We start from the raw sequence: 21591 nt of genomic DNA on the forward strand, positions 1-21591 counted from the left end.
GGCCGCGGCCCGAGTCGGGGCCGCGGCCGGCGGGACCAGCGTGCGTGCTGGTCAGTAGCTACTCGTTGCGGCCGAGCCGGCCAGGATGACGACGAAGATGATGTAGAGGATCGTGCACAGGCAGATCAGGCCGTACCAGCACGAACCGATGATGATGTTGATCTTGGCGAGCCGGTTGGCGTTGGCGAACGCCTCCTGCGCGCCGGCCGCGTTGCCCTGCAGTGCGGCGTTCTTGCCCTCGTTGTTCTTGATCAGCACGAAGATCGCCATCGGCCAGAACAGCAGGAAGCAGGCGACCAGCTTGCCGACGCTGACCTCACCACTCGGGCCACCCGGCTGGCCGGAGCCGCCGTAGCCACCGCCACCGGAGTACGGCGGCTGGCCACCGTACCCACCCGCGCCGGACGGCTGGCCGTAACCGCCTGGCTGTTGGCCGTAGCCGCCCGGCTGCTGGCCGTATGGATCCTGGCCGTATGCCATTTCGCAAACTCCTTGGCGGTCTCGACGACGACCCCGTCGGTCGCTCGTCAGTTATCCCTTTACCGGCCGCAGCGTACAGGCCGCTGGCCACCCCCCGTCACGACGGGGCTCGGTCCTCCGCACACCAGTGCACCTGCGGGGACACAGCGTAGCCGCACTGACACCGGTCATCTGACACCGACACACTGGCGAACTTTCTGCGGGTTGTCGCCAGCGGCGGTGGCGCACTGGCCGGCCGGAGTGTTCATGAACAGGAACAGCCCGCCGACAAGTACGGCGCTGACCAGCAGCGCCATCGCGCCGAGAGCGACGCCGGCCAGGGCCCTGCCACGTCCGCGCGCGCGGCCGGCGGCGACCTGCCGGATGCCGAGCACACCGACGACGATCGCCGGTACGCCGAAGTAGAACCCGCCGAACACCAGCGATGTGAGCAGGCTGACTATGCCGAGGAGCACAGCCAGTATGCCGAGCGCGGAGGATGGGCGACGGGTGTCCGAGATTGGCTGCGGCGCTGGCTGTGGGGCTGATTGTGAGGCTGGCTGTGGGGCTGGCTGTGGACGCGGCGGCGTTGAGACCGGCATGCCGTATGCCGACAGCGGCACCCCGGACACCGGCGGTGTCGCGTCCGGTGGGGTGGGGGTGAACGCCGGCGGTGGTACGGGCCGCGCGCTTCCTCTGGCCGGAAGTCGCTGCGGCAGCGGCGGTACCTCGTCGGCTGCCGGGGTCTGGCTCGCCGGTGGTGCGGAGGTCGGTGGCGGCTCGGAGGTAGGTGGAGGTGCGGAGGTTGTCGGTGGTGCGGAGGTTGGTGGAGGCGTGGAGGTTGTCGGTGGTGCGGAGGTCTGTGGCGGCGTGGAGGCTGGTGGTGGCGCGACTGGTACGGCGGCGACGGCGCGGGTGGGCGGTCGCGGCGCTTCTGTGGCTGGTGCCGAGCCTTTCGCCGGATCCGTCGGCGCGGTCGCGACGGGCTGTGTCGTGGACGGCGACGGCGTACTCGTCGGTTCAGCGTCATCCGCCGGCGCTTCGATCGCTGACGTGGCCGGCGTCGGTGCGGCGAGCGTCGGTGCGTCTGCCGGAACTGTGGCCGAGGGTGCGGCTGGCGTTGTCGGTGGGGCCGTGGCCGGCGATGCGTGTGGAGTTGTCGCTGGTGGCGGTGGTACGGCTGACGGCTGCGCTGATGTCGTAGCCGCGGCTGGGGTCGTGTCCGGAGCCGTAGCTGGAGGCGGTGCTGTGGTGGTTGGTGGTGGCGCCGGCTTTGCCGCCGACTGAGATGCGGTCGGCGGTGTGGCCGGTGGCGGTGTGGCCGGAGGGGGAACCACGGCTGGCGACGGGGCTGGCGACGCAGCTGTCGTTGGAGGTGCGGTTGTGGCTGGCTCCGCCTCAGGCGTTGTCGGCTGCGGCTGTGCGGTTGGCTGCGCGGCAGTCGGACCTGCGGTTGGCGACGTGGCCGGAGTCGCGGCAGGCGGAGGCGCGGCTGGAGGGGATGCGGCTGCCGCTGGTTCCGCGGCCGAAGGTGGGGTGGTTGGAGGTGGCGCTGTCGGCGACTCGGTGGTCGCCGGCGGTGTCGCGGCTGGCTGCGAGGTCGCAGGTGTGGCCTCCGGAGTTTCGCTCGCCGCAGGCTGAGTCGCGCTCGGAGGCGTAGCTGTCGGTGGTGCGGTTGGTGGCGCGGCACCAGTTGGAGCCGACGACGCGGGAGGAGCCGGCGGCGTATCCGTCTGCGGCGCCTCGGCTGCTGCTGGCGCGGTCGCCGCTGGCGACGCGGATTTGGCGGCCGTCGTGGGAGGCTGCGGCTCCTCAGCTTGCGGTCGCGCCGTCGTCGGTTGTGTAGGCGTCGGCTGTGTAGCCGAAGCCGGCGGCTCCGAGGTTGCTTGCGCGTCTGATGCCGCGACGCCTGATGACGCAGCGGTCGGCCATGCTGGTACGGGCTGCGCCGCGGCCGGTGGCGTGTCCGCCGGTTCCGCCGGCGACCCGCCGACCGGCGTGACCGGCTCGAACCACGAGGCCGTCGTAGCCGTCGGTGGCGGCGCGCCGGCGGGCAGCACCACGGTCTCCTCCGGTGTACGCGGAGGTGTCGGGCCGGAAGGGATCTCCCACCAGCCAGGTGGACCGGCCGCGGCGGGATCGGGACGTACGACGGTGGTCTCGTCCGCGGACGGGGACGGCTGGTCGGGTTTTGGCGCCGGCCGATTCGGATCGGTCATCGTCGTCTCAAGATCCCTTCCACCGCCACACAAAAGCCGCGACGCGGACGCTACTGCATCCGGGTCGCGGCTTCGCGTACGGCCGTCAGCTGGTCGGCACGGTGGGCCCGAAGGCGATCACGCCGGCGATGTTCAGGATGAGGCCGATGATGTGCAGCACCAGGAAGATCGCGCCGACGATGATCGCCGCCTGCGGCAGCTTGGTCTGCAGGCCGGAGCTGGCTGCCTGGCCCTTCGAGACGAAGCCGAGGATCAGTCCGGCGATCGGCCCGATGATGAAGCAGATGATCGAGACGACGATGCCGATGATCGCCAGGACGTTCGGCGTGTTGCTCTGCTGCGCCGGTTGTGCGTTCATTGCTTCCCTCTCCATTGATGGGTTCCCCGCGTCGCGCGAGCGGTGCGAAACCTCCGCTGCCGACCGCGACGACGGCACATCGTGTCGTGAGCTGTTGTGCCGGTCAAGCGTTGGCGACGGGTTCGGCGAAGGGTTGGGATGAACGGCGGTCAAGTCGACCCGTATGGAGGGCCTGCCGGATCGGACGTTAATCTGAAAGCTGCGGGTTCGGCATTCGGAGGAGCAGCCCTGACCGCGCGACTGGTCGTTCTCGTGTCCGGCTCGGGCACCACTCTGCAGGCATTGTTGGATGCGTGCAGTGATCCGGCGTACGGTGCGCGGATCGTCGCGGTCGGTGCCGACCGGGACGGCATCCAGGCACTGGACCGGGCCGAGCGCGCCGGAGTGCCGACTTTCACCCACCGGCTCAAGGAATTCCCGTCCCGGCACGACTGGGACGCGGCGCTGGCCAAGACGGTGGCCGAGTTCAGCCCCGACCTGGTGGTGTCGGCCGGGTTCATGAAGCTGGTCGGCGAGCCGTTCCTGGCGGCGTACGGTGGCCGGTTCGTCAACTCGCATCCGGCGCTGCTGCCGGCTTTTCCCGGCATTCACGGCGCCAGGGATGCGCTCGACTACGGCGTGAAGATCACCGGCTGCACCCTGTTCGTGGTGGACGCCGGCGTGGACACCGGCCCGATCCTCGCGCAGCGTGCGGTGCCGGTTATGGACGATGACGACACCGAATCCCTGCACGAGCGGATCAAGGTGGCCGAGCGCGAGATGCTCGTCGACACGGTCGGCCGGATGGTGCGGGTGGGGTGGACGGTGACCGGACGAAAGGCAACGATCCCATGACCACCTCTGTGACTGCCGCGCAGAGCCAGCGAGTGCCGATCCGGCGCGCCCTGATCAGCGTGTACGACAAGACCGGGCTGGTCGAGCTGGGCCGCGGGCTGGCCGAGGCCGGCGTACAGATCGTCTCCACCGGCTCCACCGCGGCGACCCTGGTCGAGGCCGGCGTCCAGGTGACCCCGGTCAGCGACGTGACCAACTTCCCGGAGTGCCTGGACGGCCGGGTGAAGACCCTGCATCCGGCGGTGCACGCCGGCATCCTGGCCGACCGGCGCAAGGAGGAGCACCGCCGACAGCTCGCCGAGCTGGACATCGCGCCGTTCGACCTGGTGGTGAGCAACCTCTACCCGTTCCGTGAGACGGTCGCCTCCGGCGCGCGCGGCGACGACGTGGTCGAGCAGATCGACATCGGCGGTCCGGCGATGGTGCGCTCGGCGGCGAAAAACCACGCCAGCGTCGCGATCGTGACCGAGCCGGCCGCGTACGACAGTGTGCTCGCCGCCGTGCGGGCCGGCGGTTTCGACCTGCCGGCGCGCAAACAGCTGGCCCGCAAGGCTTTCTCGCACACCGCGTCCTACGACGTGGCGGTCGCCAGCTGGCTGGCCGGCGAGGAGGTCGACGAGCAGACCGGTCCCGGCGCCAACTGCTGGCCGGCGTTCGCTGGCGTGACCGGCGAGCGTGCCGCTGTCCTGCGATACGGCGAAAATCCGCACCAGGCGGCCGCACTTTACGTCGACCACAACGCTCCTGACGGCATCGCGCAGGCCGAGCAGTTGCAAGGCAAGGAAATGTCTTACAACAATTACGTCGACGGCGACGCGGCCTATCGCAGCGCGTACGACTTCGCCGACCCGTGCGTGGCGATCATCAAGCACGCCAACCCGTGCGGCATCGCGGTCGGCGCCGACATCGCCGAGGCACACCGCAAGGCGCACGCCTGCGACCCGGTCTCCGCGTACGGCGGCGTGGTCGCGGCCAACCGGCCGGTCACCGCCGACCTGGCGCGTCAGCTCGACGGCATCCTCACCGAGGTGATCCTCGCGCCGTCCTTCGACGCCGAGGCGCTGGAACTGTTGGCGAAGAAGAAAAACTGTCGCCTGCTGATCGTGCCGGAGCGCAACGTCAAGCCGGTGGAGCTGCGGCAGGTCTCCGGCGGCATCCTGGCGCAGACCGCCGACCGGATCGACGCTCCCGGCGACGACCCGGCCAACTGGCAGCTGGCCACCGGCGAGCCGGTCGACGAGAAAACGTTGGCAGACCTGGCATTCGCGTGGCGCGCGATCCGCTCGGTGAAGTCCAACGCGATCCTGCTGGCCGCCGACCGGGCCGCTGTCGGCATCGGCATGGGACAGGTCAACCGGGTCGACTCGGCCCGGCTCGCGGTGTCGCGTGGCGGCGACCGCGTTGCCGGATCGGTGGCCGCCTCCGACGCGTTTTTCCCGTTCTCCGACGGTCTTCAGGTGCTGCTGGAGGCGGGCGTACGAGCGGTGGTGCAGCCCGGTGGATCGATCCGCGACGACGAGTCGATCCAGGCCGCCAAGGAGGCCGGCGTGCCGATGTATCTCACCGGGACCCGGCATTTCTTCCACTGACGACGCCGTGCTGTCCGGAGTGGACTGGTCACTGTCCACTCTGGACGGTGACAGCTGGACCGACTGTTCCTTTCTGCAGTCCGATCTTTCCGAGCTGACCGCGCGTCGGTGCGTGTTTTCCAGGTGCGACTTCACCGGCGTACGGTTCAACGGCTCGAAGTTCACCAGTTGTGCCTTTCTGCACTGCACTTTCCGCCGCTCGTCGCTGTTCGCGGCCGAGCTGGTCGACTGCAAGATGACCGGCTCGATCTTCGTGGAATGCTCGATGCGGCCGATGAAGGTCGACGGCGGCGACTGGCGTTACGTGGATCTGCGTGCCGCCGACCTGTCGCGCGCGGACCTGCGCGGTCTCAAGCTCGCCGAGGCCGACCTGTCCAAAGCCGACCTGCGCAAGGCGGACCTGCGTGACGCCGACCTGTCGTACGTGCGGGTCGAGGGCGTCAAGCTGGCCGGCGCCGACCTGCGCGGGGCCAAGCTCGACGGCGTACGGCTGGCCACCATCGACCTGCGGGACGTACGCATCGACATCATCCAGGCCGCACTGGTCGCGCAGGCCTACGGAGCGCACGTTAGTTAGAGTCCCAGGCGTGAGTGCGACGATTCTGGACGGCAAGGCGACCGCGGCTGCGATCCGCGGCGAGATCAAGGCGCGGGTGGCGGAGCTGGCGGCGACCGGCCGTACGCCCGGCCTCGGCACCATCCTGGTCGGCGACGACCCGGGATCGGCGGCGTACGTGGCCGGCAAGCACCGCGACTGCGCCGAGGTCGGCATCGCCAGCATCCGCGTCGATCTGCCTGGCACCGCGACCGAGGACGACATCAACGCGGCGGTCGACGCGCTCAACGAGGATCCGGCCTGCACCGGCTACATCGTCCAGCTGCCGCTGCCGGCCGGCGTCGACTCCAGCCGGGTGCTGGAGCGGGTCGACCCGGCCAAGGACGCCGACGGCCTGCATCCGACCAACCTCGGCCGGCTGGTGCTCGGCGCCGACGGACCGCTGCCGTGCACGCCGCGCGGCATCGTCGAGCTGCTCCGCCGCTATGACGTGGAGATCGCCGGCGCGCACGTCGTGGTCGTCGGTCGTGGAGTCACCGTCGGCCGGCCGCTTGGCCTGCTGCTGACACGCAAGTCGGAGAACGCCACCGTCACGCTCTGCCACACCGGCACGCGCGATCTCGCGTCGTACGTCCGGCAGGCCGACATCGTCGTCGCGGCGGCCGGAAACCCGGGCCTGGTCACCGCCGAGATGGTCAAGCCCGGCGCGGCGGTCCTGGATGTCGGCACGACCCGTGCGCCTGGCGAAGGTGGCAAGACGCGGCTGATCGGCGACGTGACCAAGGACGCGTACGAGGTGGCCGGCTTCGTCGCGCCGATGCCCGGCGGCGTCGGGCCGATGACCCGCGCGATGCTGCTCAGCAACGTCGTCGAGGCCGCCGAACACGGCCGTTAGAGTCCGGCCTCTTGTCCGATTGTCACCCTGTTGACCTGCTGAACCGATCTAGCCGGTCAAGAAGGTCACAGCCGGGCGCCGGATCACGTGTCCGATTGTTCCCTCCGCGGGTAAAGCCGCAGCTCAACCCACGTCCGTCGACGCAATCGGATTCCGATTGTCTTTTGGCTGGGCCGGACCCCAGGCGAGGCGGCACGGGTGTACGGCATAGCCTGGGCTGACAGAGCAGAGACCTGCTGAAAGGGAGTCCAAGTCGTGGGTAAGAAGGTCACCGTCGTCGGTGCCGGGTATTATGGCGCGACCACCGCGCAGCGCCTCGCCGAGTACGACATCTTCGACACCGTCGTGCTGACCGACATCCTGGAGGGCCGGCCGGAGGGCCTCGCGCTCGACCTCAACCAGTCGCGGCCGATCGAGGGCTTCGAGACCAAGGTCGTCGGTGTCGGTGGCGGGTCGTACGACGGCACCGAAGGCTCCGACATCGTGATCGTCACCGCCGGCCTGCCGCGCAAGCCGGGGATGAGCCGGATGGACCTGCTCGGCACCAACGCCAAGATCGTCCGCGAGGTGTCCGGCAAGATCGCCGAGAAGAGCCCCGACGCGGTCGTCATCGTCGTCTCCAACCCGCTCGACGAGATGACCACGCTGGCCGCCGAGGCCACCGGCTTCCCGCGCGAGCGCGTGTTCGGCCAGGCCGGCATCCTGGACACCGCGCGGTTCACGCACTTCGTCGCCGAGGAGCTCGGCGTCAAGATCGCCAGCGTGAAGACCCTCACGCTCGGCTCGCACGGCGACACGATGGTGCCGGTGCCGTCCCAGTGCACGGTCGACGGCAAGCCGCTGGCCGACGTGCTGCCGCAGGAGAAGATCGACGAGCTCGTCACGCGTACCCGCAACGGCGGCGCCGAGGTCAACAACCTGCTCAAGACCGGCTCGGCGTTCTATGCCCCATCGGCCGCCGCGGCGCGGATGGCCAAGGCCGTCGCCGAGGACTCCGGCGCGGTCTTCCCGGTGTGCGCGTGGCTGACCGGCCAGTACGGCATCTCCGACGTCTACCTCGGCGTCGAGGCCGAGCTCGGCGCCGGCGGCGTCAGGAAGGTCGTCGAGACCAAGCTGACCGACGACGAGCTGGCCGGCCTGCAGGCCGCCGCGGACGCGGTCAAGTCCAAGGCCGCCAGCCTCAACGAGCTCTAGCCCTCCATTCGCCGCAACGCCTCGTTACTGGCAGAAAATGCCAGTGACGAGGCGTTGCGGCGTTTCACCGCGGCGGATAGGGCTGCGGCGGGTAGGGCGGATACGGCTGAGGCGGATACGGCTGAGGCACTGGCACCGGTGGTGGAGGTGGCAGCGGCGGGTACGGTCCGGCCGCCGGCATGATGCCGCGCGCATACATCCGCCGGATCTCCCACAACGACAATCCGGTCAGCACCAGCGCGGCGACGACTCCGGACAGGACGTCGAGCCACACCGGCCGTACGCTGCTCTGCCAGATCAGCCGCTGGACCGGGATCCACCAGCCGAAAAGTGTCGTGATGACCGGCGGCAGCAGCAGGTTGGCGTCGATGGCGTTGAGCAGGTGGCGCAGGACCAGATAGATCGTCTGGATGAAGTAGATGATGAACCAGAGCAGGAAAAACGCGAAGAGCAGCTGCGAGACCACCAGGCGGTCGCGGTCGACGTGGAAGGTCGGCAGCTGCGCGGCGATCCAGGCGACCACACCGAACGAGACCGCCAACGGGATGAGCGTCGTCAGCGTCGGCCGCAGCATCAGCCGGATCGCGTCGCCGCGCCACCGCAGCGGAGTCAGCAGGACCACTATCGCGGCCGAGATCAGATAGATCGGCACCAGCGCGATGGCGGTGTTCGGAGCGTCGCCGGCGAACGCGTCGAGATAGACCCAGAAATCCGGGTGCGTGATGTACGGCAGGGTGGTGGCCAGCGCGCCGACGATCGCCACCCACGTACGGATCCGGTGCATGCGCTCGATGACGTGGTCCGGCTTGCCGAGCCGGTAGTCCGGGGTGAACAGATAGAGCGGCAGCATGAACGGCAGGAACGACAGCCAGAGATAGACGCGCTTGCGCTGCCTGCGGCCACGCGGTTGGTACGCGCCGGCCCTGACCAGCCGAGCGCCTTCGGAACCAGGCATCTTTTCCTTCAGTTGACCGGATAAGGACCAGGTGGTGGATACGGCGGATATGGCTGCGGAATCGGTGGTGGCGGCGGCACGGGGACCGGCGGATAGGGTCCGCTGCGGAAGCTGATCCCGCGCTGCGCGAGCCGGCGGATTTCCCACAGTGACAACGAAGTCATCACGAGCGCGGCGCCGAAGGCGAGCAGCAGGTCCAGCCACAGCGGCTTGAACTCGTTGCGGAAGATCAGCCGTTGGATGATCTGCCACCACGCCACGACGGTGGTGAAGATGGGTGGCAGCAGCATGTTTCCGTCGACGGCGTTGAACAGGTGCCGCGCGGCCAGAAAGGCGCTGCTGATCAGGAAAACGATGTACCAGAACAGTGCGAGAATGATCAGCAACGTGACCAGTGGATGAAAGCTGGTCATCTTGTCGATCAGGCCGAAACCCATGGCCGTCCCGAAGATCACGTACGTCAACAGGAAGGCGCCCATGGCCCCGAGCGGCCGGCGCAACTCGCGCAGTGTGTCCGCGCGCTGCCGGTAGTTGGTGACGCCGACCAGGATGCCGCAGGCCACCAGGAACAGTGGGATCAGGAACATCCCAGTGGTGAACAGGTCGCTGAGCATGTCGCTGCCGACCTGCTCGACCTGCGGCGCGCCGATGTAGGGCAGCAGCGTCGAGAAGCCGATGACGACCGCGAGGACCGTACGCCAGCGGTGCGCACGTTCGATGACGTGATCGGGTTTGCCGAGTTTGTAGCCCGGACTGAACAGGTAGAGCGCCAGCATCGGAGGCAGGAAGCACAGCTTCAGATAGAGCCGCTTCCGCTGCCGACGACCCGGTGGCTCGTACACCCCCTGCTTGACCAGCTGTGCACCTGACGGTGCCGACATCCACCACCCATCTTCCCACCTACCCGTGACCAAGATGTCATAACTGGACAACCCAGTTGGTGGCGAGGTCCTGCTCACCCTGGCAGGACGCGCCGGCGGCATTAGCAGTACGCTCGTACCGTTGGGTAGCCGAGTGGAAATGGACGAGTTTCATGGCCAAGATCAAGGTCGAAGGAACGGTCGTCGAGCTGGACGGCGACGAGATGACGCGGATCATCTGGCAGTTCATCAAGGACCGGCTGATCCATCCGTATCTGGACATCAACCTCGACTACTACGACCTCGGCATCGAGCACCGTGACGCCACCGACGACCAGGTCACCGTCGACGCGGCCAACGCGATCGCCAAGCACGGCGTCGGCGTGAAGTGCGCCACCATCACGCCGGACGAGGCGCGGGTCGAGGAGTTCGGCCTGAAGAAGATGTGGCGCAGCCCCAACGGCACCATCCGTAACATCCTCGGCGGTGTGATCTTCCGCGAGCCGATCGTCATCTCCAACATCCCGCGGCTGGTGCCCGGCTGGACCAAGCCGATCATCATCGGCCGTCACGCGCACGGCGACCAGTACAAGGCCACCGACTTCAAGGTGCCCGGCCCCGGCACGCTGACCATCTCCTACCAGCCGGCCGACGGCGGCGAGCCGATGGAGTTCGAGGTCGCCCAGTTCCCGGAGGGCGGCGGCGTCGCGGTCGGCATGTACAACTACCGCAGGTCCATCGAGGACTTCGCGCGCGCGTCGCTGCGTTACGGCCTGGAGCGCAACTACCCCGTCTACATGTCGACCAAGAACACGATCCTCAAGGCGTACGACGGCATGTTCAAGGACGTCTTCCAGGAGATCTTCGACGCCGAGTTCAAGGCCGACTTCGACAAGGCCGGCCTGACCTACGAGCACCGGCTGATCGACGACATGGTGGCCGCCGCGCTGAAGTGGGAAGGCGGCTATGTCTGGGCCTGCAAGAACTACGACGGTGACGTGCAGTCCGACACGGTCGCGCAGGGCTTCGGCTCGCTCGGCCTGATGACCTCGGTGCTGATGACGCCGGACGGCAAGGTCGAGGCGGAGGCCGCGCACGGCACGGTGACCCGGCACTTCCGCCAGCACCAGGCCGGCAAGCCGACCTCGACCAACCCGATCGCGTCGATCTTCGCCTGGACCCGCGGCATCGCGCAGCGCGGCAAGCTCGACAGCACGCCGGAGGTCACCGCCTTCGCCGAGACGCTGGAGAAGGTCGTCATCGAGACCGTCGAGAGCGGCAAGATGACCAAGGACCTCGCGCTGCTGATCGGTCCCGACCAGCCGTGGCTGACCACCGAGGAGTTCCTCGCGGCGCTGGACACCAACCTCGCCGCTCGCCTCGCCTAGCGCTTTTCGGTCGCATGGCCACCATGCGTGCACTGGACGCACGCATGGTGGCCATGCGAACTTTTCTCGATGGGGACCTACGAGCTGACGTTCGACGGATCGACGACGTTGTTGGCTGCTCTGCAGCCGCTGGCCGGTGCGTACGCGCTCAGCGTCGGTCCGCGCAGGACCGCCACGATCGCCTATCTCGACACCGCCGACCGCCGGCTGCGAAAACGCGGCCTGACGCTGTCGTACGAGCGCTCCGCTGGCACCGGTGCGTTGGTGCTGGTCGACGCCGACGGCGCGCGTACGGTCACGCCGTTGCGCCAGGCGCCGACGCTCCCGGCGCTGGTCGACGCGTTGCCGGCTGGCCAGGTCCGGGACCTGGTGGCCGACGCGATGTGGATCCGCGCGGTCGCGCCGGTCGCGCGGTCGAAGCGGTCGTCACGGCAGGTCGCGGTGCTCAACGCCGACCAAAAGACGGTCGTACGCCTCGAATGGGTTGAGTCGAGCGCGGTCGAGCCGGTGCAGGCGCCGATGCCGCCGCGCGTCGAGATCCGGCCGCTGCGCGGCTATGACCGAGACGGCGACGCGGCCTCGCGGCTGCTGTTGTCGGCCAACGGCGCCGGCGGCTTCCGGCCGGCCGAGTCGACCGCCTACGACGACCTGCTCCGCCTCGCGCCGGCCGCCGCCGCGCGGCCGTCGCTGGAGCCGGGGATGCCGGCTGACCTGGCCGTCGCGACCGCGCTCCTCGGCTTCCTCGACGACCTGGAGGCCAATGTCGAGGGCACGATCGACGACGTCGACACCGAGTTTCTGCACGATCTGCGCGTCGCCGTGCGGCGTACGCGGTCGCTGGTGAAGCTGGCCGGCGACGTGTTGCCGGCACGGTTGGTGGCCCGCTGCGGTCCGGGTTTCAAGTGGCTCGGCGATCTCACCACGCCGACCCGCGATCTGGACGTTTACCAGCTGGAGATGCCGAAACTGTCGGCCAGCCTGGCCGCCGGCGATCCGGCGGATCTGCGGCCGTTCGCGGCTTTCCTGCACCAGCAACGCACGTTCGAGTGGCGGAAACTGGTGCGCGGCTTGAAAACGCAGCGCTTCGCGACGTTGTGCGCCAGCTGGCGGTCGGGCCTGGCAGCGATCGGTGGGGCTGGTCGTACGGTCGACGAGCTGGCCGTCGAGCGAGTCGGCCAGACTTTCAAGCGTGTGCTGAGAAAGGCGCGTGCGATTACGCCTGACTCGCCATCGGAGGACGTGCACGCGTTGCGCAAGCGCGGCAAGGAATTGCGTTACGCGCTTGAGGTTTTCGGTCCGTTGCGGGGCGCCGACGCGACCAAGGAGGTCATCAAGGACCTGAAGCTGGTCCAGGACACGCTCGGCGAGTTCCAGGACGGCGAGGTGCAGGCCGCCGCGTTACGCGATTTCGCCGGCAGGATGCCGAACCCGCCGGCCGTCACGCTGCTCGCGATGGGTGAGCTCGCCGCCGGTTTCGCGGCTCAGCAACGAAAAGCGCGCGCGGAGCTGACCGACCGGCTGGCGGCGTATCTCGGCGGTCGTACGCAGGCGCGCATCAAGGCGCTGCTGTCGTGAGAGTCGTCGCGTCGTACAACGTCAAAGGTGGCGTCGGCAAGACCTCCGCCGCGGTGAATCTTGCCTATCTGGCGGCCCGCGACGGCCGCCGTACGCTGCTGTGGGATCTCGACCCGCAGGGCGCGGCGACCTACCTGTTCCGGGTACGTCCGCGGGTCAAAGGCGGCAGCGGCAAGCTGGTGGCCGGCTCTCGCGCCATCGCGGCCGGCCTGAAAGGCACCGACTTCGACGGTCTGGACCTGCTGCCGGCCGACTTCACCTACCGCAACATGGACATCGACCTGTCACACGAGAAAAAGTCGACGCGCGTGTTACGCCGGCTGCTCGACGGGGTCGCCGACGAGTTCGACCTGGTTTTCCTGGACACGCCGCCAAGCCTGTCGCTGGTCTCGGAAAACGTGTTGCACGCGGCCGACGTCGTGCTGGTGCCGATCATCCCGACCGTGCTCGCGGTGCGGACGTACGACCAGCTCGTCGACTTCGTGGACTCCTTCGACGGCCGGCGACCGCGCGTGCACGGATTCTTTTCCATGGTGGACCGGCGCAAAACCCTGCACCGCGAGATCATCGGCACGCTGCCCGCCGACCGTCCGGACGTGAGCGCGACCGGCATTCCGGCCCTGTCCGCGGTCGAGCAGATGGCGGTGCACCGCGCGCCGCTGCCGACCTTCGCGCCGCACAGTCCGGCCACTCGTGCGTACGAGCAGCTGTGGCGCGAACTTGTGCCGCTGCTGTAGGGAAAACCCTACCGCGTCTTCGTCGGCTGACCCTACTCGTCGCCGATCTTTGCCCGTGCCACGCTCCTTTCCGGGATATCACTGCGAAAGGCCTGACACATGTTAAAGGAAATAGCGGTCGCCGCTGTGCTGAGCTTGGTGCCGGCGTCGGCGCCACCGCAGCTGCCGCCGCTCAACGATGCCGTGCTGCGCAAGGCGATCGCCATCCAGCCGACCGACAGGGTGACCGGCGTACAGCTGCGGATCACCGGCACCGCCGGCCACTGGTCCGGCACCTCCGGCGTCGGCGACGTACGCACCGGTGCGCCGGTGCCGGCCAACGGCCGTTTCCGGATCGGCAGCATCAGCAAGGTTTTCACCGCCGCCGTCGTGCTTCAGCTGGCTGCCGAACACAAAGTCGACGTCGGCCAGACCGTGCAGCACTATTTGCCCGGCCTGTTGCCTGACAACATTGCGCCGGTCACCGTCGGACAGCTGCTCGACCACACCAGCGGCCTGCCCAATGACGACAGCCCGTACGAGACGACCGGCGACGCGGCCTGGTTTGTCCAGCACCGCTTCGACAGCTGGACGCCGGCGCAGATCATCGCGATCGACACGCGGCACCCAATGCGGTTCACGCCCGGCACGAAACAACAATATGCCGGCATCAACTACTATCTGGCCGGCCTGCTGATCGAGAAAATCACCGGCGACACGTACGCACACGCCGTCCAGGCGCGGATCATCACGCCTCTCGGCCTGCGCGACACGTCCGTGCCGGGGATGAACGATCCGCGGATCCCCGGACCGCACTCGCACGGATACGTTGAAGTCAAAGGAAAACTCGTCGACATCACCGAGCAGATCCCATGGCCGTGGGCCGAAGGTGGGATGATCTCCAGTGCCGCCGACCTCGACCGCTTTCTCGGTGCGCTGTTCACCGGCCGCGTCGTGCCGGCCAGTGAGCTCGACCGGATGTTCACCCTGCCGGACGTGCCGTACGCGGACAACACCAACTGCCCGGGTGGACGTGCCTGCTTCAGCATGGGACTGATGAAGGCGACGCTGCCGGGCACCGATCTTTTCGCCTGGGGCAAGACAGGATCGAGGCCTGGCTACACGTCCGGGTTTTTCGCCACGCGCGGCCTGGAGCGTCGAGCCGTCTACGTGCTGAACTCGACCGGCAACAAGGACGGCTCGGACATGCCGTTCGTACTAAGGATTGCTTCGGCCACTTTCCTCGGCAAGTGACTGGACGGCCTTCGTGAAGCCGGCCATCGCCGCGCGATAGAAACGCGGTCCGTAGGACACCCTCGCCACCCCCAGCTCCCGCAATGTGGCCAGGTCGAGGTCGTCGCTGGTGTTTCCGTTGACGGGACAGGACAACTCGGTGACCAGGGTGGCGATGGTGTGCTTGTCGCGTACGCCGATCGGATAGACGCAGTCCGCTCCGGCGTCCCGATAGAGCCGTCCGCGTCGTACCGTTTCCTCGATCCGCTTCTCTTCGGAGATGCCGCCGCTCGGAAGGAATGTGTCGACGCGCGCGTTCACCACGATCGGGACGCCGGCGTCGCGCGAGGCCGAGCGTACGCCGGCCAGCCACTCGGCCTGCTTTTCCGCGTCGCGCAGGCCACCTGCCAGGTGGTCGGTGTCCTCCAGGTTGCAGCCGACCGCACCGGTGTCGAGCAGCCGGTCGACCAGCTCGCGCGGCCGCATGCCATAGCCGCCCTCGGCGTCGACCGTGACCGGCACCGGCACGGCTCGCGCGATCCGGCTCGCCGCGGCGAACATCTCCTGCCACGGAGCCTGCTCGCCGTCGGGATAGCCGAGCATCGCCGACACGGCGGCGCTGGCGGTCGCCACCGCCGGAAAGCCGGCGTCGGCCACGATCTTCGCGCTGGTCGCGTCCCACACGTTGGCCAGCACGAGCATTTCGCCGCTGTGCAGTTCGCGAAGCCGGTCCGCGCGTGCCGCGAGGTCGTCAGGCATGTGTGTCCTCCAAAGTTCGGTGTCTCATCACGGGCAGACACCATCGCCGTCGCAAACTAGTCGGTCCGCAGCGTCGACGCGAGCAGGCTCACGGCCTCGGCCATCGATCTTTCGGTGACGTTGGCGTAACTCAGGACGAAACCGCTCCTGCCGTCCGTGTCGCGGCGATAGCGTACGAGGGGAGTCACCGCGAGGCCGCGGGACAGCGCTCTGGCCGCGATCGCGTATTCGTCGAGCTGCCTGGCAAACTCGACCACCAGGTGCAGGCCGGCGGCGACGCCGCGTACGGTGGCGCCCGGCAGCTGCCGGGCGATTTCGGCGACCAGAGTGTCGCGCCGGCGCCGATAGGTGGTCCAGGTGCGCCGCAGGTGGCGGTCGTACGCGCCGGACTCGACCAGCCGGGCGAAGGCCAGCTGCTCCAATGTGGACGGTCGGCTGCCGTCGCGCAGCAGCCGGTCTGTCACCGCCGCCGCGATGGTGGCCGGCGCGACCAGCCAGCCGATCCTGATGGCCGGCGACAGTGTTTTGCTGACAGAGCCGACATAACAGACCCGACCTGGATCCTCCGGCTGGAGCGCGCCGACCGGTTTGTTGTCGAAGCGGTATTGCGCGTCGTAGTCGTCCTCGATCACCAGGGCGCCGGTCTTCCTGGCCCAGGCGACAATGTCGTCGCGGCGTCGGCGAGAAAGCACGACACCTTGCGGAAACTGATGCGCGGGTGACACGATCACCGCCGCTTCGTCGCCGAGTTTGCGCACTCTGAGGCCGTTTTCGTCGACCGGCACCGGATGGGTCGCGAGGCCGGCCTCCGTCACCGCCGCCGGCAGCCGCGGCCAGCCGGGATCCTCGATGGCGACAGTTTTGGCTCCATTGTTGGCAAGCACGTGCGAGAGCAACGACACGGCATGGGTGACCCCGGACGTGACGACCAACTCGGCCGGCCCGACACGGACGCCGCGCGTACGGGCCAGATATCCGGCCAGCAGGTGCCGCAGCTGCGGACTTCCGGCCGGATCGCTGGACCGTAACGTGCCGCGCGGTGTCCCCGACAGAGCCTCGCCCATCGCGGTCAACCAGGCGGCCCGCGGAAAAGCCGTCAACTCCGGCACTCCTGGCCGCAGGTCGAAACGCGGCTCGGTCCTGACCGGTGTTCGCGGCGGTGCGGCGGCGTTTCCGGTCGCCGCGACGCGCGTGCCAGATCCGACGGTCGCGGTCAGCACACCTTCGGCCAGCAGGACCTGATATGCCTCCGTCACGACCCACCGCGAACACGCCAGGTCGGCAGCGAGCGTACGCGTGGCGGGCAGCCGCGCACCGGCCGGCAGCCGGGATTCCGTTATGGCGCCACGAATCGCTTCCGCCAGCCGGAGGTGCAGCGGCCGCCTGTCCCGCGCGATCCGCAGAAAAACCTCGGTCGGCCCCGCCGAAAGCCGTACGTCGCGAGTCAGCTCACACCTCGCTACATGAAGTTTCGGGTGTGCAGCGCGGAAAGCTCGGCGGCCTCGTCGGCGGGAAAGCCCAGATGCACCAGTCGCCGCTGCCGGCCGTCGTCCATCTCGGCCTGAAGTTTGCGTACGGCGTCATAGCCCTTGGCGATCGCGGCCGGTGTCCAGTCGCCGGCGGCGAGGACGACCAGCGAGTCGAACACGTCCTGGTTGAGCCCGGCCGTGTCGACCAGCGCGGCATATCGGCGCTCCACGGCGGCGCGCATGCGCGTACGCACCGACGGGTCTTTCTCGGCCTGGTATCGCAGATGTGCCACACCAAACGCGACATGCCTCGCTTCGTCCCGCCGGGCCAGCCGGGTGATCTGGCGGGTGACCGGATCCGGCGCGTGGTCGTCCAGGAATTCCAGCAGGTTGAGGAAACTTCCCTCGCCGAGCACGGAAAGCAGGAAGGAGGCCATGGAAAACTCGGCCTCGGTGAGCAGGGTGGCGAGCGACTCGCGGCCGCTCACCGACGAGGTGCCGAGCTCGCCGCCGCGCAGCAGCGCCCGCCGGGTGAAGACCTCCAGGTGACGCGCTTCGTCGGCGGCCTGCACGGCCAGCAACTGCAGGACTTCGCGGAAATGCGGATGAACCCTGGCCAGCAGCTTGGCCGGGATGACCAAGGCCGCCTGTTCGTTTTCGATCAGGTAGGTCATGACCTGGACGACAGCGCGCTCGATGTCGTCCTGCAGCGCGAAATCGGCGCGCCAGTCGACCGCCGCGTCCGGGTCCCACTGCGCCGAGGCGGCGTGTGCGTAGAGTGCCGGCGCTATCTCGGCCCACACGAGGTCGCGGTCGGCGATGTCGAAAGGCGCCGATGGTCCGCCGGACTCGACCAGAGCGCCGCGCACGGCCAGACCCCAGTCCGCGCGCGGCTTCGCGACGATGCCGTCCGCTCCGGGACCGCCGGCACGTTGCGCGTCGGCCCACCGGTCGACATCGGCGCGTCCACGGACGATCCGCGCGCGTACGCCCGGCTCGTCCACGTCATGTGCCTGGTGGCCGGCCTGCCGGCACCAGGCTTTCAGGTGCATCGTCAACGCCGGATCGCTGCCGGTGACCCGAAGTTCGTCACCGGGGGCGAGGCGCTGGAGCGCGCGCTGCACCAACAAATGAGCGCCCTGCTCGAAACCGAGGCCCTCCAGGTCGAGAATCACGGTGCGTATTCCACCGCCGTCACCTTTCCGTCCTTGTCGTAGAAGCCTTCTTCGTCGACCGCGGCATCCAGGAGCCCGTAGCCGCTCCTTCGCCCGTCCCGCCAGGCGGTCAGGCCTTCCAGGTCGAGCAGCGGACGGACCTCGGGATCCGCGTACGACATGGAAAGCAGCAGGTCGCCGAAGGTCGTCACCAGCTCGGCCGGAGCCGTGTCGATCACCGTCAGGTTGCAGTGGTCGTACGAGCCGGTCTGTGCGATCACCCGCGTGCTGCCGGCCGGAATGGTGCCTTCGCGGCCAAACAGCAGGTGGTTGCCGTCGATCACGGCGGCCGCCTCGACCTCGCCGGCCAGCAACGCACGCACGGCATCGCGCTCGCCACCGATGTGGTCGCCGTGCAGGCCGACACCGACGTCGAACCGCCGGACTTTCAGTTGGTCGCCAACCGCCTGGCGCAGGTGCGAGCGGGGGATCAGGGTGGCCTGCGGCGAGTCGACCGCGCCGAGGCCCACCACCCGACCGGCCAGCTCGGACGCCGCCTGATAGCTGGAATCGTTGCGTACCAACACAACCGAGGTCAGGTCGCGGTCGGTGTCGCGCATCACCAGCGGCCGCACCTCGCGGCCGGCGGCCTTTGCCAGCCGGTCGGACCGCAGCCAGGCCAGCGGCGAGTTCCAGGCCGCGTGGATGCGGCCGGTGACCAGATCCTCGGCCTGCCGCTCGTAATGCGAGTAGAGGACGAAGTCAAACGGCAGGCCGCGGCTGCGCAGCCAGGCGCGGAAGCCGCTCCAGATCGTCACCACCTTCGGGTCGTACGCGACCGCACCCATCAGCAGCGTCATGAATTATCCCTTCAGGACAACGGAAGCCCGAGGTTAGCCCGGCCGGTGAGGCCGCGCCACGCTCCAAGCTGCCTGCCGGGATTGTCGGCCGACGGGACACGCCGTTGATGCGCATAATTTGTGTGGATTGGCCGAATTCGGTAGCTTTTGCGGCGCACTTACCGTCCGTGAGTGCGAGCGGACTGACTGGATTCGGGGAGCACGTGCGAGGCGACGCGGCAGTGAGCGGAGGTGCGCGACCGCGCCTTCCCATCGCGTTGCTGCGACTCGCGATCCTTGCCGGCCTGGCGCTTGGCGGCTGGCTGCTGATGAGTACGGCCGCCGCGTACGCCGACACAGTCACGCACGATGACGCGCCGCCGCCGATCGACCTGTCCGGAGCGGCGGCTCGGGCCGTACGCCTCGCCGCGGAGATCGACCGGGGACCGCGGGCCAACCAGCTGATCAGCAGGATCACTCGCGAGCTGCCGACGGACGTCGTGGACACCGTGCTGGGGCCGAAGTCGCCGGTGCGGAAAGTGCCGGTGGTCGGGTCCGTGGTCGGCGCCGTGACGCCACCGATCGCCGACCAGCCGGCCAAGCCGGCGCCGCCGACGACCAAACGCCCGGCAACGTCGACGCCGATCGCGCAGCCGGTCAAGAGCTCGTTCGGCGAGCGGTCGTACGTCTCGTTCGTCCAGCGGCCAGTGCCGCATCCGGCGCCTCACGACGCGGCCGCGCCAGTGCCGGCGCCGCCGCACGCCCCGGAAGGTCCGCCGTGCGCGGCCCCGATCGGCACGAGTGCGCCGGTGGTCTCCCCAAACGGTCCGGTCGCGGTCACCGAGTCCGCGCTGCATCTGCTTCCCGCGTCCAGCTGCCGCCATGTCGCGGCGCCAGACCGGCATTCGCCGGCCGACGCGACCCGGCCGGCCGTCTCGCCGGACTAGCGGGCAACGGATTTCCAAGCAGCAGACCGTTTCCTGGCGCGTACGCCAGGCTTTCCACCGATCTCAAAGGAGAGATTCGTGAACATCTGGGTTCGTCGTTCCATCCAGGCCATGATCCTGACCGGCGGCTTTGTCGTACTCGGCGCCACCGCGGCGCAGGCGCACGAGCTGGCCGCGACCGACACGCCGTCGGTGCAGTCGGTCGTGCGGTCCGTCTCGCAGATCGCGCCGGTCAACCTGCCGGCCGCGCACAAGCCGGCGGCGGTCACCCGCAGCCACGGCGGGGGTGGCGCCACCGCGACCGGCGTGACCAGCGGCGCGCACTCGATCCTGGGCGGCAACCAGATCCAGGCGCCGGTCAACGCGCCGGTGAACATCACACACAACGCGGTCGCGGCCGGCGGATTCGCCGCTGCGCCAGGCGGCAGGGCCGCGAAGACGCAGATGGCCGCTGGTGGCGGCGGTGGCGCGACCGCGACCGGCGTGACCGACGGCACCGGTTCGATCGGTGGCGGCAACCAGGTCCAGGCTCCGGTGAACGCTCCGGTGACGGTCTGCGGCAACGCGATCGCCGTCATCGGCAAGGCCATCGCCGGCTGTGACACCGGCAGCGGTGGCGCCGGCAGTGCGACGGCAAAGGGTACGACCAGCGGCGCGCACTCCATCGTCGGTGGCAACCAGGTGCAGGCCCCGGTCAACGCGCCGGTCACCGTATGTGGCAACGCGATCGCCGCGGTCGGCGGCGCGCTGGCCGGTTGTGAGGTGCACGGCGGCAGCGGCTCCGGCGGCGCGATCGCCGACGCCAAGAGCGACGGCACCGGTTCGATCGGTGGCGGCAACCAGGTGCAGGCTCCGCTGCCCGTACCGCTGCCGGTCAACGCCCCGTCCACCACCTGCGGCAACGCCGTCGGCGCACTCGGCAAGGCGGCGGCTGGCTGCAAGGTGAGCGGCTCCGGCAACGGCAGCGCGGTCGCCAAGGCCCAGACCAGCGGCAAGGACTCCGTGGTCGGTGGTAACCAGGTGCAGGCCCCGGTCAACGCGCCGGTCACCGTATGTGGCAACGCGATCGGCAACGCGCTCGCCGGATGCAAGACCGGCGGCGGCTCCGGCGCCGGCGCGGTCGCCAACGGCAAGACGGACGGAACGCACTCCGTGGTCGGTGGCAACCAGGTCCAGGTGCCGGTCAACGCTCCGGTGACCGTCTGCGGCAACGCCGGCGCGGCGCTCGGCAAGGCGCTGGCCGGCTGCAAGGTCGGCGGCGGCAACGGCGGCGCGACCGCGACCGGTGACACCAGCGGCACCGGCTCGGTCGGTGGCGGCAACCAGGCGCAGGCTCCGGTCAACGCGCCGGTCACCGTGTGCGGCAACGCCGTCGCCGCGATCGGCAAGGCGATCGCCGGCTGCCTGACCGGCAAGGGCAGCGGCAGCGGCTCCGGCCCGGCCCTGATGGCGACCTCCTCGACGACCTCCTCGGTCCCTGGTGTCGCCGCTGGCGTGGTGGCGCTGCTGGCGCTGGTCGGCAGCGGGCTGACGACCTCCGTCGTACGCCGCTTCAAGCGGGCCTGACGGCTGGTCGATAGAGAGGAAAGGCC

Annotated in this window: 23 protein-coding genes; 13 read left to right on the forward strand and 10 right to left on the reverse strand. The window is 69.0% G+C overall.

Annotated elements, in window-relative coordinates; translation table 11 throughout:
- Positions 1-51: 51 nt before the first annotated feature.
- Positions 52-480, reverse strand: coding sequence for a CD225/dispanin family protein (locus tag GNX95_RS18490; RefSeq protein WP_163508653.1), 429 nt, complete (start codon positions 478-480; stop codon positions 52-54).
- Between the two features lie 167 nt (positions 481-647).
- Complete coding sequence (locus GNX95_RS18495) at positions 648-935, reverse strand: DUF4190 domain-containing protein (RefSeq protein WP_163508654.1); 288 nt, start codon at positions 933-935, stop codon at positions 648-650.
- A gap of 404 nt (positions 936-1339) precedes the next feature.
- On the opposite strand from GNX95_RS18495, the gene GNX95_RS18500 reads away from it, so the two are divergent.
- The gene (locus GNX95_RS18500; RefSeq protein ID WP_163508655.1) at positions 1340-1663 is read left to right on the forward strand and encodes a hypothetical protein; all 324 of its coding nucleotides are present in this window, start codon (positions 1340-1342) and stop codon (positions 1661-1663) included.
- 39 nt (positions 1664-1702) lie between these two features.
- Positions 1703-2119, forward strand: coding sequence for a hypothetical protein (locus tag GNX95_RS18505; protein ID WP_163508656.1), 417 nt, complete (start codon positions 1703-1705; stop codon positions 2117-2119).
- 152 nt (positions 2120-2271) lie between these two features.
- Here GNX95_RS18505 and GNX95_RS18510 read toward each other — a convergent pair whose 3' ends face one another.
- Complete coding sequence (locus tag GNX95_RS18510; RefSeq protein WP_163508657.1) at positions 2272-2571, reverse strand: hypothetical protein; 300 nt, start codon at positions 2569-2571, stop codon at positions 2272-2274.
- A 192-nt stretch (positions 2572-2763) separates the two neighbouring features.
- The gene (locus tag GNX95_RS18515; protein WP_163508658.1) at positions 2764-3036 is read right to left on the reverse strand and encodes a hypothetical protein; all 273 of its coding nucleotides are present in this window, start codon (positions 3034-3036) and stop codon (positions 2764-2766) included.
- A gap of 228 nt (positions 3037-3264) precedes the next feature.
- Between GNX95_RS18515 and purN the strand changes: the two genes are divergently transcribed.
- From purN to mdh, 5 genes are all read left to right on the forward strand, one after another.
- A complete protein-coding gene (purN, locus tag GNX95_RS18520) occupies positions 3265-3870 on the forward strand; it encodes a phosphoribosylglycinamide formyltransferase (protein WP_281356955.1) in 606 nt (201 codons plus the stop codon).
- Positions 3867-5459 carry a bifunctional phosphoribosylaminoimidazolecarboxamide formyltransferase/IMP cyclohydrolase gene (gene purH, locus GNX95_RS18525; RefSeq protein ID WP_163508660.1) on the forward strand — a complete coding sequence of 531 codons (1593 nt, stop codon included), beginning with the start codon at positions 3867-3869 and terminating at the stop codon, positions 5457-5459. The genes purN and purH overlap by 4 nt, the downstream gene beginning before the upstream one ends.
- A 7-nt stretch (positions 5460-5466) precedes the next feature.
- Positions 5467-6036, forward strand: coding sequence for a pentapeptide repeat-containing protein (locus GNX95_RS18530; RefSeq protein ID WP_163508661.1), 570 nt, complete (start codon positions 5467-5469; stop codon positions 6034-6036).
- A 10-nt stretch (positions 6037-6046) separates the two neighbouring features.
- Positions 6047-6910 (forward strand): bifunctional methylenetetrahydrofolate dehydrogenase/methenyltetrahydrofolate cyclohydrolase, encoded by an 864-nt coding sequence (locus GNX95_RS18535; protein WP_163508662.1) that lies wholly within the window; start codon positions 6047-6049, stop codon positions 6908-6910.
- A gap of 255 nt (positions 6911-7165) precedes the next feature.
- Positions 7166-8104 carry a malate dehydrogenase gene (gene mdh / locus GNX95_RS18540; protein ID WP_163508663.1) on the forward strand — a complete coding sequence of 313 codons (939 nt, stop codon included), beginning with the start codon at positions 7166-7168 and terminating at the stop codon, positions 8102-8104.
- Between the two features lie 64 nt (positions 8105-8168).
- Here mdh and GNX95_RS18545 read toward each other — a convergent pair whose 3' ends face one another.
- Both GNX95_RS18545 and GNX95_RS18550 read right to left on the reverse strand, forming a co-directional pair.
- Positions 8169-9059: a hypothetical protein gene (locus tag GNX95_RS18545; protein ID WP_163508079.1), complete on the reverse strand. Its 891-nt coding sequence runs from the start codon at positions 9057-9059 to the stop codon at positions 8169-8171.
- Positions 9060-9067: 8 nt separating this feature from the next.
- Entirely contained in the window at positions 9068-9940 is an 873-nt protein-coding gene (locus tag GNX95_RS18550; RefSeq protein WP_163508080.1) for a hypothetical protein, read from the reverse strand.
- 152 nt (positions 9941-10092) lie between these two features.
- Here GNX95_RS18550 and GNX95_RS18555 point away from each other — a divergent pair, with 152 nt between their 5' ends.
- From GNX95_RS18555 to GNX95_RS18570, 4 genes are all read left to right on the forward strand, one after another.
- Positions 10093-11307 carry an NADP-dependent isocitrate dehydrogenase gene (locus GNX95_RS18555; protein WP_163508664.1) on the forward strand — a complete coding sequence of 405 codons (1215 nt, stop codon included), beginning with the start codon at positions 10093-10095 and terminating at the stop codon, positions 11305-11307.
- A 69-nt stretch (positions 11308-11376) separates the two neighbouring features.
- Positions 11377-12882 (forward strand): CYTH and CHAD domain-containing protein, encoded by a 1506-nt coding sequence (locus GNX95_RS18560; protein WP_163508665.1) that lies wholly within the window; start codon positions 11377-11379, stop codon positions 12880-12882.
- A complete protein-coding gene (locus GNX95_RS18565) occupies positions 12879-13619 on the forward strand; it encodes a ParA family protein (RefSeq protein ID WP_163508666.1) in 741 nt (246 codons plus the stop codon). The genes GNX95_RS18560 and GNX95_RS18565 overlap by 4 nt, the downstream gene beginning before the upstream one ends.
- A gap of 99 nt (positions 13620-13718) precedes the next feature.
- Positions 13719-14852: a serine hydrolase domain-containing protein gene (locus GNX95_RS18570; RefSeq protein WP_163508667.1), complete on the forward strand. Its 1134-nt coding sequence runs from the start codon at positions 13719-13721 to the stop codon at positions 14850-14852.
- Here the strand turns inward: GNX95_RS18570 and GNX95_RS18575 are convergent.
- The 4 genes from GNX95_RS18575 to GNX95_RS18590 are packed head-to-tail and all read right to left on the reverse strand — an operon-like array spanning position 14817 to position 19073.
- Positions 14817-15590 carry an isocitrate lyase/PEP mutase family protein gene (locus GNX95_RS18575; RefSeq protein WP_163508668.1) on the reverse strand — a complete coding sequence of 258 codons (774 nt, stop codon included), beginning with the start codon at positions 15588-15590 and terminating at the stop codon, positions 14817-14819. The two genes, GNX95_RS18570 and GNX95_RS18575, sit on opposite strands and share 36 nt — an antisense overlap.
- 56 nt (positions 15591-15646) lie before the next feature.
- Positions 15647-17038, reverse strand: a complete 1392-nt coding sequence (pdxR, locus tag GNX95_RS18580; protein ID WP_343034984.1) for a MocR-like pyridoxine biosynthesis transcription factor PdxR — start codon at positions 17036-17038, stop codon at positions 15647-15649.
- Positions 17039-17049: 11 nt separating this feature from the next.
- Positions 17050-18234 carry a ferritin-like domain-containing protein gene (locus tag GNX95_RS18585; protein ID WP_222853742.1) on the reverse strand — a complete coding sequence of 395 codons (1185 nt, stop codon included), beginning with the start codon at positions 18232-18234 and terminating at the stop codon, positions 17050-17052.
- Entirely contained in the window at positions 18231-19073 is an 843-nt protein-coding gene (locus GNX95_RS18590; protein WP_163508670.1) for a phosphate/phosphite/phosphonate ABC transporter substrate-binding protein, read from the reverse strand. Before GNX95_RS18590 ends, GNX95_RS18585 begins: the two co-directional genes overlap by 4 nt.
- Before the next feature lie 221 nt (positions 19074-19294).
- On the opposite strand from GNX95_RS18590, the gene GNX95_RS18595 reads away from it, so the two are divergent.
- Together GNX95_RS18595 and GNX95_RS18600 are read left to right on the forward strand one after the other, a co-directional pair.
- Positions 19295-19999, forward strand: a complete 705-nt coding sequence (locus GNX95_RS18595; protein WP_163508671.1) for a hypothetical protein — start codon at positions 19295-19297, stop codon at positions 19997-19999.
- Positions 20000-20077: 78 nt separating this feature from the next.
- Positions 20078-21565 (forward strand): chaplin, encoded by a 1488-nt coding sequence (locus tag GNX95_RS18600; protein ID WP_163508672.1) that lies wholly within the window; start codon positions 20078-20080, stop codon positions 21563-21565.
- The last annotated feature ends 26 nt before the right edge of the window (positions 21566-21591 follow it).

The sequence above is a fragment of the Fodinicola acaciae genome, from assembly GCF_010993745.1.
Taxonomy (GTDB): domain Bacteria; phylum Actinomycetota; class Actinomycetes; order Mycobacteriales; family HKI-0501; genus Fodinicola; species Fodinicola acaciae.

Coding starts and splice junctions, on each gene's coding strand:
- GNX95_RS18490 (WP_163508653.1), bottom strand. CDS start 480: ATGGCATACGGCCAGGATCCATACGGCCAGCAGCCGGGCGGCTACGGC.
- GNX95_RS18515 (WP_163508658.1), bottom strand. CDS start 3,036: ATGAACGCACAACCGGCGCAGCAGAGCAACACGCCGAACGTCCTGGCG.
- purH (WP_163508660.1), top strand. CDS start 3,867: ATGACCACCTCTGTGACTGCCGCGCAGAGCCAGCGAGTGCCGATCCGG.
- GNX95_RS18545 (WP_163508079.1), bottom strand. CDS start 9,059: ATGCCTGGTTCCGAAGGCGCTCGGCTGGTCAGGGCCGGCGCGTACCAA.
- GNX95_RS18550 (WP_163508080.1), bottom strand. CDS start 9,940: ATGTCGGCACCGTCAGGTGCACAGCTGGTCAAGCAGGGGGTGTACGAG.
- GNX95_RS18555 (WP_163508664.1), top strand. CDS start 10,093: ATGGCCAAGATCAAGGTCGAAGGAACGGTCGTCGAGCTGGACGGCGAC.
- GNX95_RS18560 (WP_163508665.1), top strand. CDS start 11,377: ATGGGGACCTACGAGCTGACGTTCGACGGATCGACGACGTTGTTGGCT.
- GNX95_RS18570 (WP_163508667.1), top strand. CDS start 13,719: ATGTTAAAGGAAATAGCGGTCGCCGCTGTGCTGAGCTTGGTGCCGGCG.
- GNX95_RS18575 (WP_163508668.1), bottom strand. CDS start 15,590: ATGCCTGACGACCTCGCGGCACGCGCGGACCGGCTTCGCGAACTGCAC.
- GNX95_RS18590 (WP_163508670.1), bottom strand. CDS start 19,073: ATGACGCTGCTGATGGGTGCGGTCGCGTACGACCCGAAGGTGGTGACG.